The sequence below is a fragment of the Comamonas terrae genome, assembly GCF_001544075.1.
In the GTDB taxonomy this organism is placed as follows: Bacteria; Pseudomonadota; Gammaproteobacteria; order Burkholderiales; family Burkholderiaceae_C; genus Comamonas; species Comamonas terrae.
Map to the genome: position 1 here is coordinate 247769 of NZ_BCNT01000007.1, position 13966 is coordinate 261734.

At 66.2% G+C, this 13966-nt stretch carries 13 protein-coding genes and 1 tRNA gene; 8 read left to right on the top strand and 6 right to left on the bottom strand.

The features are described from left to right. Positions 1-193: 193 nt before the first annotated feature. The 3 genes from Cte04_RS12740 to Cte04_RS12750 all read left to right on the top strand — a co-directional run bounded on the left by Cte04_RS12740 (position 194) and on the right by Cte04_RS12750 (position 2868). Positions 194-592 carry a nuclear transport factor 2 family protein gene (locus Cte04_RS12740; RefSeq protein ID WP_066477988.1) on the top strand — a complete coding sequence of 133 codons (399 nt, stop codon included), beginning with the start codon at positions 194-196 and terminating at the stop codon, positions 590-592. Between the two features lie 309 nt (positions 593-901). Further along, positions 902-1309, top strand: coding sequence for a nuclear transport factor 2 family protein (locus Cte04_RS12745; RefSeq protein WP_066477990.1), 408 nt, complete (start codon positions 902-904; stop codon positions 1307-1309). A 119-nt stretch (positions 1310-1428) separates the two neighbouring features. Then, positions 1429-2868 carry an amino acid permease gene (locus tag Cte04_RS12750; RefSeq protein WP_066477993.1) on the top strand — a complete coding sequence of 480 codons (1440 nt, stop codon included), beginning with the start codon at positions 1429-1431 and terminating at the stop codon, positions 2866-2868. A 39-nt stretch (positions 2869-2907) separates the two neighbouring features. Here the strand turns inward: Cte04_RS12750 and pdxR are convergent, their stop codons facing one another. After that, positions 2908-4380, bottom strand: a complete 1473-nt coding sequence (pdxR, locus tag Cte04_RS12755) for a MocR-like pyridoxine biosynthesis transcription factor PdxR (RefSeq protein ID WP_441529265.1) — start codon at positions 4378-4380, stop codon at positions 2908-2910. Positions 4381-4638: 258 nt separating this feature from the next. Between pdxR and Cte04_RS12760 the strand changes: the two genes are divergently transcribed. Together Cte04_RS12760 and greB are read left to right on the top strand one after the other, a co-directional pair. Continuing rightward, a tRNA-Arg gene (locus Cte04_RS12760) sits at positions 4639-4715 on the top strand. Between the two features lie 101 nt (positions 4716-4816). Further along, entirely contained in the window at positions 4817-5395 is a 579-nt protein-coding gene (gene greB / locus Cte04_RS12765; RefSeq protein ID WP_066478176.1) for a transcription elongation factor GreB, read from the top strand. Positions 5396-5548: 153 nt separating this feature from the next. On the opposite strand, the gene Cte04_RS12770 is transcribed toward greB, so the two are convergent. From Cte04_RS12770 to Cte04_RS12790, 5 genes are all read right to left on the bottom strand, one after another. Further along, positions 5549-6877 (bottom strand): lytic murein transglycosylase, encoded by a 1329-nt coding sequence (locus Cte04_RS12770; RefSeq protein ID WP_066478000.1) that lies wholly within the window; start codon positions 6875-6877, stop codon positions 5549-5551. Between the two features lie 125 nt (positions 6878-7002). After that, positions 7003-9258 (bottom strand): RelA/SpoT family protein, encoded by a 2256-nt coding sequence (locus Cte04_RS12775; protein WP_066478003.1) that lies wholly within the window; start codon positions 9256-9258, stop codon positions 7003-7005. 103 nt (positions 9259-9361) lie between these two features. Continuing rightward, a complete protein-coding gene (gene rpoZ / locus Cte04_RS12780; protein ID WP_066478006.1) occupies positions 9362-9565 on the bottom strand; it encodes a DNA-directed RNA polymerase subunit omega in 204 nt (67 codons plus the stop codon). Between the two features lie 18 nt (positions 9566-9583). Continuing rightward, positions 9584-10213, bottom strand: coding sequence for a guanylate kinase (gene gmk / locus Cte04_RS12785; RefSeq protein WP_066478013.1), 630 nt, complete (start codon positions 10211-10213; stop codon positions 9584-9586). A 44-nt stretch (positions 10214-10257) separates the two neighbouring features. Further along, complete coding sequence (locus tag Cte04_RS12790; protein ID WP_083526651.1) at positions 10258-11151, bottom strand: YicC/YloC family endoribonuclease; 894 nt, start codon at positions 11149-11151, stop codon at positions 10258-10260. Positions 11152-11240: 89 nt separating this feature from the next. On the opposite strand from Cte04_RS12790, the gene Cte04_RS12795 reads away from it, so the two are divergent. The 3 genes from Cte04_RS12795 (at position 11241) to rdgB (ending at position 13883) form a co-directional block, all read left to right on the top strand. After that, positions 11241-12278 carry a serine/threonine protein kinase gene (locus Cte04_RS12795; RefSeq protein WP_066478019.1) on the top strand — a complete coding sequence of 346 codons (1038 nt, stop codon included), beginning with the start codon at positions 11241-11243 and terminating at the stop codon, positions 12276-12278. Further along, positions 12275-13177: a PP2C family protein-serine/threonine phosphatase gene (locus Cte04_RS12800; RefSeq protein WP_066478021.1), complete on the top strand. Its 903-nt coding sequence runs from the start codon at positions 12275-12277 to the stop codon at positions 13175-13177. Before Cte04_RS12795 ends, Cte04_RS12800 begins: the two co-directional genes overlap by 4 nt. A gap of 106 nt (positions 13178-13283) precedes the next feature. After that, positions 13284-13883 (top strand): RdgB/HAM1 family non-canonical purine NTP pyrophosphatase, encoded by a 600-nt coding sequence (gene rdgB, locus Cte04_RS12805; protein WP_066478029.1) that lies wholly within the window; start codon positions 13284-13286, stop codon positions 13881-13883. The last annotated feature ends 83 nt before the right edge of the window (positions 13884-13966 follow it).

The following is a 13966-nucleotide window of genomic DNA, read 5'->3' on the forward strand; positions in this document are numbered from 1 at the left end:
GTTAGCGCCAGCGGCAAGGTTTCGATAGAGCCAGAAACCGGCGCCAGGCTGCGCTGGACTTAACGATTGGGTCCTGCTGGCTCTAACCGGAATGCAGGAGGCTGCCTACCATGGCTTCAGCACCTTGAGAGCCTTGCGCGTTCGCGCGCGATGCCGCACGGGTGCCGCCACCATTCAACGACAAGGAGACCGCATGACCCGCACCACCACCCTGCCCGACGCCCGCTTTCTGGCGGAATTCGCCGCCGCCTGGAACCGCCACGACATCGAGGCCCTGATGGACTTCATGGCCGAGGACTGCGAGTTCCACGCCGTGGGCGGCCCCGATTTGATGGGGCGCAGCTTCATCGGCCGCGAGGCGGTGCGCGAGGGCTTCCAGATGGCCTGGCAGGCCTTTCCCGATGCGGCCTGGGTCGATGGCGAGCATTTCGTGCACGGCGACCGCGGCGTGTCGGAAAGCACGTTCCAGGGCACCAAGGCCGACGGGCTGCGCGTGCAGGCCCGCATGGTGGATGTGTTCACTTTCCGCGACGGCAAGATCGCCGTGAAGAACGCCTACCGCAAGGACCGTCCGCCCGTGCCGGCCGCCTGAAGCGCCAGCGCACCCGCAGCCGTCCTGGCGGCTGCCAATACCAGCTTTGCCGGCCGGGGCTTCATGCCCCGGCCGATGTTTTTTCGGGGTCCACAATGGTATGGAATCCGCTTTGCTGGAACCAGCCGCCGGGTTTTGATGGAACCAGCCGCTGCATGGCGCCAGACAGGGGCATCTGGTCCTAACGATAGGCCGCAACTGGTTCTAATCATTCGCTTCCTCGCTACCTACCATGGCTCATCGACAACGTGATGACAGGGTGCAGCGCACAGCACCAAGCACCCGGGCAAAACCATGACAGGAGACGATATGACCAGCACTGCTTCCCCGCCCGCCACCCCGCCCGACGCCCGCTTTCTGGCGGAATTCGCCGCCGCCTGGAACCGCCACGACATCGAGGCCCTGATGGACTTCATGGCCGAGGACTGCGAGTTCCACGCCGTGGCCGGCCCCGACCTGATGGGGCGCAGCTTCATCGGCCGCGAGGCGGTGCGCGAGGGCTTCCAGATGGCCTGGCAGGCCTTTCCCGATGCGGCCTGGGTCGATGGCGAGCATTTCGTGCACGGCGACCGCGGCGTGTCGGAAAGCACGTTCCAGGGCACCAAGGCCGACGGGCTGCGCGTGCAGGCCCGCATGGTGGATGTGTTCACTTTCCGCGACGGCAAGATCGCCGTGAAGAACGCCTACCGCAAGGACCGTCCGCCCGTGGCCGCCTGACGGCCCGCACCACGAAACGCTGGATCGACCATGGCCCGGGCCTGCGCACGCAGAGCCGATACCGAAAGACGAGAGCCGTGGCGCCTGACATCCCGAGTCAGAAGCACAGGAGACATTTCATGATTGGAAATCAGCACGCTCCCTCGCCGGAGCTCTCGCACGGCCTGAAACAGCGCCACATGACCATGATCGCCCTTGGCGGCGTGATCGGCGCAGGCCTTTTCGTCGGCAGCGGCGTCGTTATCAAGTCCGCCGGCCCGGCGGCCATTCTTTCCTTCCTGATCACCGGCCTGCTCGTGGTGCTGGTGATGCGCATGCTGGGCGAGCTGGCCTGCGCCATGCCCGGCGGAGGCTCGTTCTACGAGTATGCCCGCGAGGCCTGGCGCGACCGCCCGGCGATCGGCCAGCTGGCGGGCTTTCTCACCGGCTGGATGTACTGGTACTTCTGGGTCATCGTCGTGGCCATCGAAGCCGTGGCCGGCGCCGACCTGGTGCGCTACTGGCTGCCCGACGTGCCCAGCTGGAGCATCAGCCTGGTGCTGCTGGTCCTGCTGACGCTGACCAATCTGATCTCGGTGAAGTCCTTTGGCGAGTTCGAGTTCTGGTTCGCCTCCATCAAGGTGGCGGCCATCGTGGTCTTCCTGTTCGTGGCCGGCGTCTATGTGCTGGGCCTGACGCCGGGCTCCCAGGGCATGCATGTGGCCAACCTCACGGTCAACGGCGGCTTCATGCCCAACGGCTTCGTGCCCGTGCTGACCGGCGCGGTGGCGGCGACGGGCTTTTACTTCGGCGCCGAGATCGTGACCATTGCCGCGGCGGAAACCGCCGAGCCCCAGAAGGCCGTGGCCAAGGCCACGAACTCCGTGATCACGCGGGTCATGGTGTTCTACGTGGGCTCGCTGCTGCTGGTGGCCTGCCTGGTGCCGTGGAACGACGGCGGCATCGCCACGCCCTATGTGAGCGCGCTCAACGCCATGGGCATTCCGGCCGCCGCGCAGATCATGAACGCCATCGTGCTCACGGCGGTGCTGTCGGCGCTGAACTCGGGGCTGTACGCTTCCTCGCGCATGCTGTTTGCCCTCACGCGCCGTGGCGATGCGCCGCAGGCACTGGCCAAGGTCAGCCGCAAGGGCGTGCCGGTGCGCGCCACGCTGGTGGCCACCCTGTTCGGCTATGGCGCGGTGGTCATGTCCTATGTCTCGCCCGACCAGGTCTTCGCGTTTCTCGTGAACTCCTACGGCACCGTGGCCATCTTCGTCTACATCCTGATCGCCATCTCCCAGCTGCGCCTGCGCTACCGCCTGGAGCGCGAGGCCCCGCATCTGCTGAAGGTGCGCATGTGGTGCTTCCCGTTCCTGACCTGGCTGGCCATCTTCGGCATGCTGTCCATCGTGGTGGCCATGGCCTTCATCCCCGAGCAGCGCACGCCCCTGGCGCTGGGCATTGCGAGCCTGTGCATTCTGCTGCTGGCCTACGGCGTGCGCCAGACCATGCGCAAGGGCGTGATTCCCGACGGTTTTTTCGATGAGTTCGTGCAGCCCGAGCTGCGCAAGAACTGAAGCCGGGGCCTGCTGAAAAGCAGGCCGCGCACGGCACGGCTACAGACTGCGCATGGCATCGGCCAGGGCCTGAACGCCCTGGCCGATCTTGTTGGCGGGTATGGACTGGTAGCCCAGGCGGATGAAATTGCCTGGCCTGCGCGTGGAGCTGAAGAACACATCGCCGGGCTCGATGAGCACACCCAGCTTGGCGGCGCGCCGCGCCAGCGCCTGGGCCGGCACCTGGGCCGGCAGCTGCACCCAGCAGGAGCCGCCGCCGCGCACGGGCGTGATGCGGCAGTCGGGCAGATGCTCGGCCATGGCATCGACCAGCGCCGCATGGCGCTCCTTCTGCGCCTGGGCCAGGCGCCGCAGCTGCGCCTCGTAATGCCCCAGCGAGATGAACATGGCCAGCGTTCTCTGGATGAAGGTCGAGGGGTGGCGGATCATGAGGCGGCGCAGCGCGCGCAGCTCGCGGACCAGCTCGGGCGCGGCCACGATATAGCCTATGCGCAGGCCGGGGGCCAGGCTCTTGGAGAGGCTGCCCACATAGATCACGCGGTTGCTGCGGTCCAGGCTCTTGAGCGCGGGAATGGGATGGTCGTCGAAGCTGCTCTCGCTCTCGTAGTCGTCCTCGATGAGGATGAGGTCGTGGGTCTGGGCCATGTCGAGCAGGGCTTCACGCCGCTCCAGCGGCATGGTCACGCCCGTGGGGCACTGGTGGCTGGGCGTCACGTACAGGTAGTCGAGCTTGCGCAGCCGGCTGCCCAGCGGCATGCCTTCGGCATCCACGGTGATCGGAATGACCTGCGAGGTGCGGCTGCTGAAGATGTTGCGCGCATCCGGATAGCCGGGGTCCTCGATGCCTACGGTCGAGCCTTCGCGCATCAGCAGATCGGCCACCATGTACAGCGCATGCTGGGCGCCGACGGTGATGATGATCTCGTCGGGCGAGGCCCAGACGCCGCGGCGCGGCAGGATCTTGGCCTGGATCTGCTGGATCAGGCTGTCGTCGTCGCGTGCGATGAGGTCGGGCGCCCACTGGTGGATGTCCATCACGCTCAGCGCCTTGAGGCAGCATTCGCGCCAGGCTGCGGTGGGAAACAGCTCCTTGTCGAACTGCCCGTAGAGGAAGGGATAGGGAAAGCGCTGCCAGTCCTCTTCCTTGATGATGCTGCGCTGCTGGCTGGGGCGCAGCCACAGGCGCTGGGACCAGTCGGTATGGGCTTGCGGCGCGGCATCGCGGGCGCTGCGGGCCGCCGTGCCCGTGGGCCGGCCCTGCAGGACGTCGGGGTGAATGAAATGCCCCTTGCGCGGCTGGCTCAGCAAAAAGGCTTCCTCGGTCAGCTGCTGGTAGGCCAGGATCACGGTGATGCGGCCCACCTGCAGCTGCCGCGCAAGTTCGCGGCTGGAGGGTATGGGGTCGCCGGGCGTGAGCACGCCGGCCAAAATGGCATCGACCAGCATGGCGCGGATCTGGCTCTGCAGGCTCTGGCCGGGCTTGGCGCTGCGGCGAAACAGCTGCTCCCACATGGCGGCGGAAGGCGGATTTCTGGGGGCGGCGGGCGGTGAACTGGTGGTCATGTCTCTTGGAATCCCTGCCAGTCTGGAGGTGCTGGCTTGCATGGAACCAATATATAGCGCGCCGATCCCCCGTGCTGGCCGGGGCCATCGTGCGGACGCAACGGCACGCCTCCTGAAACGGCGGCCCTGGCGCTTCTGGGCCGGAATGTGCAGTTTTTTGAGAAATTTCCCGGAGGGCTCAAAAATAAGGTTAGAATACGAGGCTTAGCGGCTGTAGCTCAGCTGGATAGAGTACTTGGCTACGAACCAAGGGGTCGTGGGTTCGATTCCTGCCAGCCGCACCAAACGACAAGCCTCAGAACAGCAATGTTCTGAGGCTTTTTCGTATGGGATCGTCCCCTGGGCTCGGTCCATGCATGCCGTGTTCTGTGTGAAGATCGGTGCCATGAGCAAGGCTTTCACCAAGGAATCCGATGGCGACGACGAGGATGACGTCGGCGCGCTGCCGCCCTTGCCCGCGGGCGGCAAGAACTACATCACACCCCGGGGTTTCCAGCGCCTCAAGGACGAGTTGCTGGACCTGATCGACAACGAACGCCCCCGGATCGTCGAGATCGTGCACTGGGCTGCCAGCAACGGCGACCGCTCGGAAAACGGCGACTACCTGTACGGCAAGAAGCGCCTGCGCGAGATCGACCGCCGCATCCGCTTTCTGACCAAGCGGCTGGAGATCGCCGAAGTGGTCGACCCTTCGGTCCATGCGGGCAGCGAGCAGGTATATTTCGGCGCCACGGTCACCTATGTGGACGACGAGGGCGTGGAGCGCACTATCACCATCATGGGCATCGACGAGGCCGACAGCGCGCAGAACCAGGTCAGCTGGATCGCCCCGGTATCGCGCGCGCTGCTCAAGGCGCGCGTGGGCGACGAGGTGGCCTTGCCCACGCCCGCAGGCGTGCGCATGCTGGAGATCCTGGAGGTCGCGTATCCCGAGCCCGGCGGCGGAAATCCGGGCCGGGCCTGAGCCCCGGGCCATGAAAAAAGCGCGGACTCTCAGAGCCAGCGCTTTTTTCCATGGCTGCCTGCGCAGGCAGAATCACGCTTTCAAGGCATCGATGCAATGAGGTCAATAGCCGTCAGGCGCAGGGTGCTCTGCTATCGATAGCGGATGCATGCGTCATTGCGCACCGGTTTGCTGCAGCTTCTGCAGCAGCTCCTGCGTCGGGTAGCCGTCCGCCGGCAGGCCCAGGCTTTGCTGGAACTGGCGCAGCCCGGCGCGGGTGGCGGGGCCCATCACGCCGTCGGCGCTGCCCGCATCGAAGCCGCGCGCATTGAGCGCGTTCTGCATGCTGCGCATCTGCTCGCGCGACAGCGGTGCCAGCTCGCGCGGCCAGTCGGCCTGCACGCCGGTTCCGCCGGCCAGCTGCTGGGCCAGCAGGCTCACGCCCAGCGCATAGTTCACCGAGTTGTTGTAGCGCAGTATGGCGCGGAAATTGGAGCCGACCATGAAGGCCGGCCCGCGTGCCCCGGCCGGTGCGATCACGCTGGCGCCTGCCATGGCCGGCAGCTCCTGGCCGCTTGCGGCCTGCACGCCCTCGGCGGCCCAGGCACCGCTGTTCTGGCGCGTGCTCAGCTCGGCCCGCGCATAGTCGAAGCCGGTGGGCAGGCGCACTTCCACGCCCCAGGGCTCGCTGCCGTTCCAGCCCGAGTTCGCCAGGTAATTGGCCGTGGAGGCCGTGACATCGGGTATGGAGTCCCAGATATCGCGGCGGCCGTCGCCGTCGGCATCGACGGCGTATTGCAGATAGACCGAAGGCAGGAACTGCGTATGTCCCATGGCGCCGGCCCAGGAGCCGATCATGCGCTCGGCATCGATGTCGCCGTTGTCGATGATGCGCAGCGCCGCGATCAGCTCGCGCTCGGCCCATGCGGCGCGGCGGCCGTCGAAGGCCAGCGTGGCCAGGGCATCGACGACCGGGTAGTTGCCGAAATTGCCGCCGTAGTTGCTCTCCATGCCCCAGATGGCGGCGATGACGGGAGCCGGCACGTCGTAGCGCTGGCTGGCGGCCTGCAGCGCCCTGGCATGCTGCTGCATCTTGGCGCGGCCGTTCTTGACGCGCAGCGGCGAGACGGCGCTGTCCAGGTACTGCCAGGGCGTGCGCGTGAATTCGGGCTGGGCGCGGTCCAGGTGGACGATGCGCTGCAGTCGGACATGGGGCAGCACGGTGCGCACAGTGCGTTCCGAAATGCCGGCAGCCAGCGCCCGGGGGGCGAATGCCTGCTTCCACTGGGCAAAGCTGGCGGCTTCGGCACGCGGAACGTCCTCTTCCGGGACTGGCGCGGGCGCCGGGGCGGCAGGGGCCGTGGCGGCCGGCGTGGCCGGAACTGCGGCGGGAGGGGGTGGCGCCGTGGCGCAGCCGGCCAGCATGGCGGCCACGGCCAGGGCACCGCTCAGCAGGCCGCGCTGCGCCGGCGCGGTGGGGAAGGCGTCAAAGGTGTTGGGCATGGCCCATTGTCGCCTGACGCAAGCTGCTTGCCGGGACTGCGGCAGTCAGGATGTGCCCGCAGAATGCAACAAAATCTCTCGGCCGCGTCATCATGGGTCGGGTGCGGCGGGCCGGGCTCCGTGGGTCAGGCCATGACGCGGGTGGCGCGCACCACGGAATGCACGCGGCGCAGATTGCGCAGAGCGGTCTCGAGCTGCTGGTTGTTGTGCACGGAAATCACGAAACGCAGATCGGTGGTGCCGACCGCGCCGTCGTCGGCCATTTCCACACGCGAGATGTCGGCTTCCGCATTGGACAGCTCGGCCGCCACGCGGGCCAGCACGCCCTTGCTGTTCTGCACGGTGACGACGATGCCGGCCTCGAACGGGCGGGTGATGTCCTCGGCCCATTCCACGGTGATGAAGCGGTCGTTGTCCTTTTCGCGCAGCTTGATGGCATTGCGGCATTGCGCATGGTGCACGATCAGGCCCTGGCCGCCCAGGTAGCCGACGATGGGATCGCCCGGCACGGGACGGCAGCAGTGTGAATAGTGCACCGAGCTGCTTTCCTCGCCGTTGAGCGTGACGGCGCCATGGAAGGGGCGGTTGGTGGTGTTGAAGCGCTCCTGGGTGATCAGCAGGGCATCGGGGCGCACGCCGTGCTTGGTCATGAAGGAGGTCATGCGCGCGGCCACCAGCGAAGGGATGCGGCGGCCCATGCCGATGTCCACCAGCAGGTCGTTGGCCGTGCGGTTGCCGGTGATGCGCAGGATTTCGTCCCAGACGCCCTTGTTGGCCTCGTCCTCGGGCGGAATGGTGTCTATGCCCTCGGCGCGCAGCGCCTGGGTCAGCAAGGTGGTGCCCAGCTGGGCGGCTTCGGTCTGGGCGGCGCTCTTGAGGTAGGAGCGGATCTTGGAGCGCGCGCGGCCCGTCTTCACGAAACTGAGCCAGCCGGGATTGGGCTTGGCGTCCTCGGAAGTGATGATCTGGATCACGTCGCCGCTCTTGAGCTCGGTGCGCAGCGGCACTTCCTCATCGTTGATCTTGGCAGCCGTGGTGTGGTTTCCGACCTTGCTGTGGATGGCGTAGGCGAAGTCCACCACCGTGGCGCCGCGCGGCATGGCCATGATCTCGCTCTTGGGCGTGAACACGTAGACGGCGTCGGGGAACAGGTCCACCTTCACATGGTCCCAGAACTCGGTGGCGTCGCGCGTCTCGTTCTGGATGTCCAGCAGCGACTGCAGCCATTGCGTGCTCAGCTGGTCCGAATCATGGCCCTGCTGCGCCTTGTAGAGCCAGTGGGCGGCCACGCCGGCCTCGGCCACGATGTTCATCTCCTCCGTGCGGATCTGGAATTCGATGTTGACGCTCGACGGGCCGACCAGCGTGGTGTGCAGCGACTGGTAGCCGTTGCTCTTGGCGATGGCGATGTAGTCCTTGAAGCGGCCCGGCATGGGCTTGTACTTCTGGTGCAGCACGCCCAGCGCGGTATAGCAGTCCAGCGTCTGCGGCACGATGATGCGAAAGCCGTAGATGTCGGTGACCTTGGCAAAGCTCAGCTGGTTCTTCTGCATGCGCTGGTACAGCGAGTACAGCGTGCTTTCGCGTCCCATCAGGCGCGCCGGCAGGCCGCGGCGCGTGAATTCGGCGTTGACCTCCTCCTGCACGCGCTGCACCAGGTCGCGGCGGCGCATGCGCGAGCGGTTGATGGCCTTTTCCAGCGTGGCATAGCGCCAGGGGTGCAGGTGCTTGAACGACAGGTCCTGCAGCTCGCGGTAGGTCTGGTTCAGGCCCAGGCGGTGGGCGATGGGCGCGTAGATTTCCAGCGTCTCGGAGGAGATGCGGCCCCATTTGCTGCGCGGCATGTCGCCCATGGTGCGCATGTTGTGCGTGCGGTCGGCCAGCTTGATGAGGATGACGCGCACGTCGCGTGCCATGGCCAGCAGCATCTTGCGGAAGGACTCGGCCTGGTTTTCCTCGCGGGTGTTGAACTGCAGCTTGTCCAGCTTGGTGAGGCCGTCGACCAGATCGGCGACATCGGCGCCGAAGCGCTCCACCAGGTCGGCCTTGGTCACGCCGCAGTCTTCCATGGCGTCGTGCAGCAGCGCGGCCATCAGCGCGGGCGCGTCGAGCTTCCAGTTGGCGCAGATGCCGGTGACGGCGATGGGATGGGTGATATAGGGGTCGCCGCTGCTGCGCCACTGGTCGGAATGGGCGCGGTCCGCATACAGATAGGCTTCGCGCACGCGCGCAATGCTGTCGGCATCCAGGTAACCCAGGTGCGCGAGCAGGCTTGTGAAGGCGCTGGCGGACACGTCGGCAGCCTGCTCGGCGGACATGCGCCCGGGCTTGGCTGCCGGCGGTGTGAGGGTTGCAGAGTTCGAGTTCTGGGCCGCGGTCATGTCCTAAATGTAGCGTGCATGCAGCGATGGGGCGCCGGCGGACATAAAAAAGCACCGACTAGCGGTGCCTTTAGGGTCCGGTGTGGTGCGGCAGCGCAACAGCTCAGCCCGGCACCTTCTTCAGCATCTCGAGGCCGACCTTGCCTTCGGCAATCTCGCGCAGGGCCGTGACGCCGGCCTTGTTCTTGGTCTCGATCTTGGGCGTGTGGCCCTGATTGAGCATGCGGGCGCGGTAGGTTGCGGCCAAAACGAGCTGGAAGCGATTGGGGATTTTTTCCAGGCAATCTTCAACGGTGATGCGTGCCATCAGGAACTCCGGGATACGTCAGTTGGATTCGGGAATGTTGAGCGACTCGAAGGTCTCGGCGCGCAAGCGCCGCTGGGCCGCATATTTGAGGCGCTGGGCGTGGATGATCGCCTTCAGATCGAAAAGCGCGCTCTCGAACAATTCGTTGATTATAACGAAGTCGAATTTGGACACCTGGGCCATTTCCTCGGCGGCGTTCTTCAGGCGCAGCTCGATGACTTCGGGCGCATCCTCGCCGCGGTTTTCCAGGCGCGCGCGCAGCTCTTCCCAGCTCGGCGGCAGGATGAAGATCAGCACGGCATTCGGAAAGGCCTGCTTGACCTGCAGCGCGCCCTGGAAATCGATCTCCAGCAGCACGTCGGCGCCGGCCTGGATGCGCGCTTCGAGCGACTTCTTGGCCGTGCCGTAGCGGCGGCCGTGCACATTGGCCCATTCGACGAAGGCATTGTTGGCCACCATGGTGTCGAATTCGGAGTCGGGTACGAAATAGTATTCGCGGCCGTGCTTTTCCTGGCCGCGCGGCGCGCGCGTGGTGTGCGAGACCGAAGGATAGACGCGGGCGTCGAACTCGCGCAGCGCGCGCACAAGGCTGGATTTGCCGGCACCGCTGGGCGCCGACACGACAAAAAGATTTCCGGGATGATCCATGACGGTGTGCGTAGAGGGGAGGTTACGCATGGGAGATAGCTGGCTTACTCGATGTTCTGCACTTGTTCGCGCATCTGCTCGATCAGGACTTTCATGTCCACGCTGATGCGCGTGAGCTCCAGCGTGGCGGACTTGGAGCCCAGGGTGTTGGCTTCGCGGTGCAGCTCCTGGATCAGGAAGTCCAGGCGCTTGCCGATGTCGCCGCCCTTCTTGAGCAGGCGCTCGAGCTCGTCCAGGTGGGAGGCCAGGCGGGTGATCTCCTCGGCCACGTCGATGCGGATGGCGAAGGCCGTGGCTTCGGCCAGCGCGCGCTCCTGCGCGGCTTCGGGCGCCACGGCGCCTTCGCCCAGGGCCATGGCGTCCTTCCAGCGTTCGAGGAATTTCTGGCGCTGCTGCTCCACGAGCTGCGGGACCAGGGGAGCGGCCTGCTTGGCCAGTTCGCGCAGCTGCGAGATGCGGTCCAGCAGCATGTCGGTCAGGCGCTTGCCTTCGCGCTCGCGGGAGGCCAGCAGCTCCTCGACGGCCTGCTCGGCCAGCGCGGGAACGATGGCGCTCCAGTCGGTGGCCGGGCCGCTGCTGCCGCTGCACAGGCGCAGCACGTCGGCTACCGACAGCTCTCGGGCCTTGGGCAGCCAGGCCTGGACGGTATCCTGCAGGCCGACCAGGCGCTGCAGCTGGGCGGACGAAGGGGTGGAAAGCGTATGGCTGGCGTCGACGTCGATGGCGGCGCGAACTTCTACCTTGCCGCGCTTGAGGCGCGCTGTCAACAAGGTGCGCAGAGCCGGCTCATGGGCGCGCAGTTCGTCGGGCAGGCGGAAGGACAAATCCAGAAAGCGGCTGTTGACCGCACGGATCTCAAGGCCCAGGCGGCTGTTTCCCTCAGGCGCTTGACCACCCTCAGCGGATGCGCTGTGCTGGGCACTGGCGTATCCGGTCATGCTGTAAACTGGCATTGGACTTTTGATGGATGCTTGCAATTGCGCGATTATCCGGGTTTCGCATCATCCTTGGGGTTTACCGGTAAAAAATGTCTACCAAGATTAAGCCAGCGCCCTTGCCGCCTGGCAGCGCGATAGGTGGTTACCGGGTGGTGCGCAGGCTTTCTTCGGGAGGGTTCGGCATTGTCTACCTGGCTCTGGATTCCGAGGGCAAGCAGGTAGCGATCAAGGAATACCTGCCGGCCTCGCTGGCCACCCGGGCGCCGGGCGAGCTGCAGCCGGCCGTGGCACCAGAAAAACTTTCGCTGTACCGCCTCGGGCTCAAGAGCTTCTTCGAGGAAGGACGCTCCCTGGCCCAGATCTCGCACGCCTCCGTGGTGAGCGTGCTCAATTTCTTCCGCGAGAACGAGACCGTCTACATGGTGATGAACTACCTGGAGGGGGCAACCCTGCAGGACTTCATCGTCACGGCGCGCGAGCTCAAGACCGGCAAGGTGTTCCGCGAATCGACGATCCGCTCCCTGTTCGACGAGGTGCTGCGCGGCCTGCGCATCGTGCACCAGCACAAGATGCTGCACCTGGACATCAAGCCGGCCAATGTCTTCATCACCAATGACGACAAGGCCGTGATGATCGACTTCGGCGCTGCGCGCGAAGTGCTGTCCAAGGAGGGCAACTTCGTGCGCCCCATGTACACGCCCGGCTTTGCCGCGCCCGAGATGTACCGGCGCGACGCCATGCTGGGGCCCTGGACCGATATCTACGCGATCGGCGCCTGCATCTATGCCTGCATGCAGGGCACGCCGCCGCACGAGGCGCCGCAGCGCCAGGAAAAGGACCGGCTGACGCAGTCGCTGGCCCGGCTGCGCGGCGTGTACTCGGACAACCTGATCGAGGTGGTCGAGTGGTGCATGGCGCTGGATCCGCTGTCGCGCCCGCAATCCGTGTTCACGCTGCAAAAGGAGCTGAGCCGCGAGGGCGAGCGCCGCTACACCAAGCTGGGCGTGGGCGACCGCGTGCGCATGCAGCTGGACACCCTGGTCACCGACGCCAGGAAGAACCTGCAGAAGATCAGCGGTGCCGGGGCCCTGCCCGGCGCCGGCGGCGGCACCGGGCGCAAGTCATGAAATTTTCCGTATTCCAGCTCAGCCGCCGCGGCGGCCGCCACATCAACGAAGACCGCATGGGCTACTGCTACACGCGCGAAGCCGCGCTGTTCGTGCTGGCCGACGGCATGGGCGGCCATCCCGACGGGGAGGTTGCGGCCCAGATCGCCCTGCAGGTGGTATCGGCCCAGTTTCAGCAGAAGGCCCGGCCCGCGCTCGAGGAGCCGCGGGCGTTCCTGGAGGACGCCCTGCTGCAGGCGCATCGCCAGATACTGCGCTATGCCAGCGGCAAGGGCATGATGGACACGCCGCGCACCACGCTGGTCGCGGCCGTGGTGCAGGACGGCTGCGCCACCTGGATCCACTGCGGCGATTCGCGCCTGTACTGGCTGCGCGACGAGGAGCTGCTGGAGCGCACGCGCGACCATTCGTACGACGAGATGCGCAAGGTCTCGCCGCTGGTCAACCCGTCCAACCGCAACGTGCTGTTCACCTGCCTGGGCTCGCCGTCCAAGCCGATCTACGATGTCAGCGAATCCCGCCCCCTGGCGCAGGGCGACCGGCTGCTGCTGTGCTCGGACGGCCTGTGGAGCAGCGTGCAGACGCCGCAGTTGTTGCAGCTCATGCACCGGCGGCCCGTGGCCCAGTCGGTGCCGGCGCTGGTGGATTCGGCCCTGCGCCGCGCAGGGGATGCGAGCGACAACGTCACGGCCATCGCCATGGAGTGGGAAACTCCGAATGCGCAGGAAGCCACGGCCATCTCCACCCAGGAGATCGAGGACGACGCCTTCGAGTCCACGATCCAGATGGGCTCCCTGGACACACCCGAGGACGAGCTGGACGACGAGGCCATCGAGCGCTCGATTGCCGAGATCAACGAAGCCATCCGCCGCTCGGCCGAGCGCCTGGTCAGGCGCTGAGCCCTGGCGGCGCGCCGCCATGCCGGGAACCGGCCGGGCTTCCGAAGAATCATTGAAACCATAGCTGAGAGCGCAGGCGCTGCAAGCGTCTGCCTGGATTTTGATCATGAAAATTGTGTTGGCCTCCAACAACCGCGGCAAGCTGGCCGAGCTGCAAGCCATGTTTGCGCCCCTGGGCGTGGAACTGATCCGCCAGGGCGATCTGTTCGAGGGCGAGGCGCCCGAGCCCTACGGCACCTTCGTGGAGAACGCCCTGTCCAAGGCCCGCTTTGCGGCCGAGCGCACGGGCCTGCCCGCGATCGCCGACGATGCCGGCCTGTGCGTGGATCATTTCGGCGGCCTGCCGGGCGTGGACACGGCCTATTACTGCACGCAGTTCGGCTACGAGAAAAGCGACGACAACAATGTGCGCGCGCTGCTGGAGCAGATGCAGGGCGTGGAAAACCGCCGCGCGGCCATGGTCAGCACGCTGGTGGGCGTGCGCAGCCCCAGGGACCCCGAGCCGCTGATCGCGGTGGGCCGCGTGCAGGGCCTGATCACGACCGAGCGCCGCGGCACGCAGGGCTTCGGCTTCGACCCCGTGATGTTCATCCCCGAGGTGGGCATGACGTTTGCGGAAATGGCCCCCGAACTCAAGCATGCGCACAGCCACCGCGGCCGTTCCTCGCAAGCCATGCTCGCCCTGGTGAGAGATCGCTGGCTGTGATGATCCCCATTCAGCCTCAAGCCTCCGAAGCGGCCGAGGCCGCCGTGCAGCGCGATATCCAGCACTACATGCGCCCGGGCACG

Excerpts from the sequence above, each read along its gene's own strand:
- Cte04_RS12750 (WP_066477993.1), top strand. The coding sequence starts at position 1,429 with ATGATTGGAAATCAGCACGCTCCCTCGCCGGAGCTCTCGCACGGCCTG.
- Cte04_RS12775 (WP_066478003.1), bottom strand. The coding sequence starts at position 9,258 with ATGACCGCGGCCCAGAACTCGAACTCTGCAACCCTCACACCGCCGGCA.
- Cte04_RS12800 (WP_066478021.1), top strand. The coding sequence starts at position 12,275 with ATGAAATTTTCCGTATTCCAGCTCAGCCGCCGCGGCGGCCGCCACATC.
- rdgB (WP_066478029.1), top strand. The coding sequence starts at position 13,284 with ATGAAAATTGTGTTGGCCTCCAACAACCGCGGCAAGCTGGCCGAGCTG.
- pdxR (WP_441529265.1), bottom strand. The coding sequence starts at position 4,380 with ATGTGGGAGCAGCTGTTTCGCCGCAGCGCCAAGCCCGGCCAGAGCCTG.
- Cte04_RS12790 (WP_083526651.1), bottom strand. The coding sequence starts at position 11,151 with ATGACCGGATACGCCAGTGCCCAGCACAGCGCATCCGCTGAGGGTGGT.
- Cte04_RS12770 (WP_066478000.1), bottom strand. The coding sequence starts at position 6,877 with ATGCCCAACACCTTTGACGCCTTCCCCACCGCGCCGGCGCAGCGCGGC.
- Cte04_RS12740 (WP_066477988.1), top strand. The coding sequence starts at position 194 with ATGACCCGCACCACCACCCTGCCCGACGCCCGCTTTCTGGCGGAATTC.
- Cte04_RS12795 (WP_066478019.1), top strand. The coding sequence starts at position 11,241 with ATGTCTACCAAGATTAAGCCAGCGCCCTTGCCGCCTGGCAGCGCGATA.
- Cte04_RS12745 (WP_066477990.1), top strand. The coding sequence starts at position 902 with ATGACCAGCACTGCTTCCCCGCCCGCCACCCCGCCCGACGCCCGCTTT.
- greB (WP_066478176.1), top strand. The coding sequence starts at position 4,817 with ATGAGCAAGGCTTTCACCAAGGAATCCGATGGCGACGACGAGGATGAC.
- rpoZ (WP_066478006.1), bottom strand. The coding sequence starts at position 9,565 with ATGGCACGCATCACCGTTGAAGATTGCCTGGAAAAAATCCCCAATCGC.
- gmk (WP_066478013.1), bottom strand. The coding sequence starts at position 10,213 with ATGGATCATCCCGGAAATCTTTTTGTCGTGTCGGCGCCCAGCGGTGCC.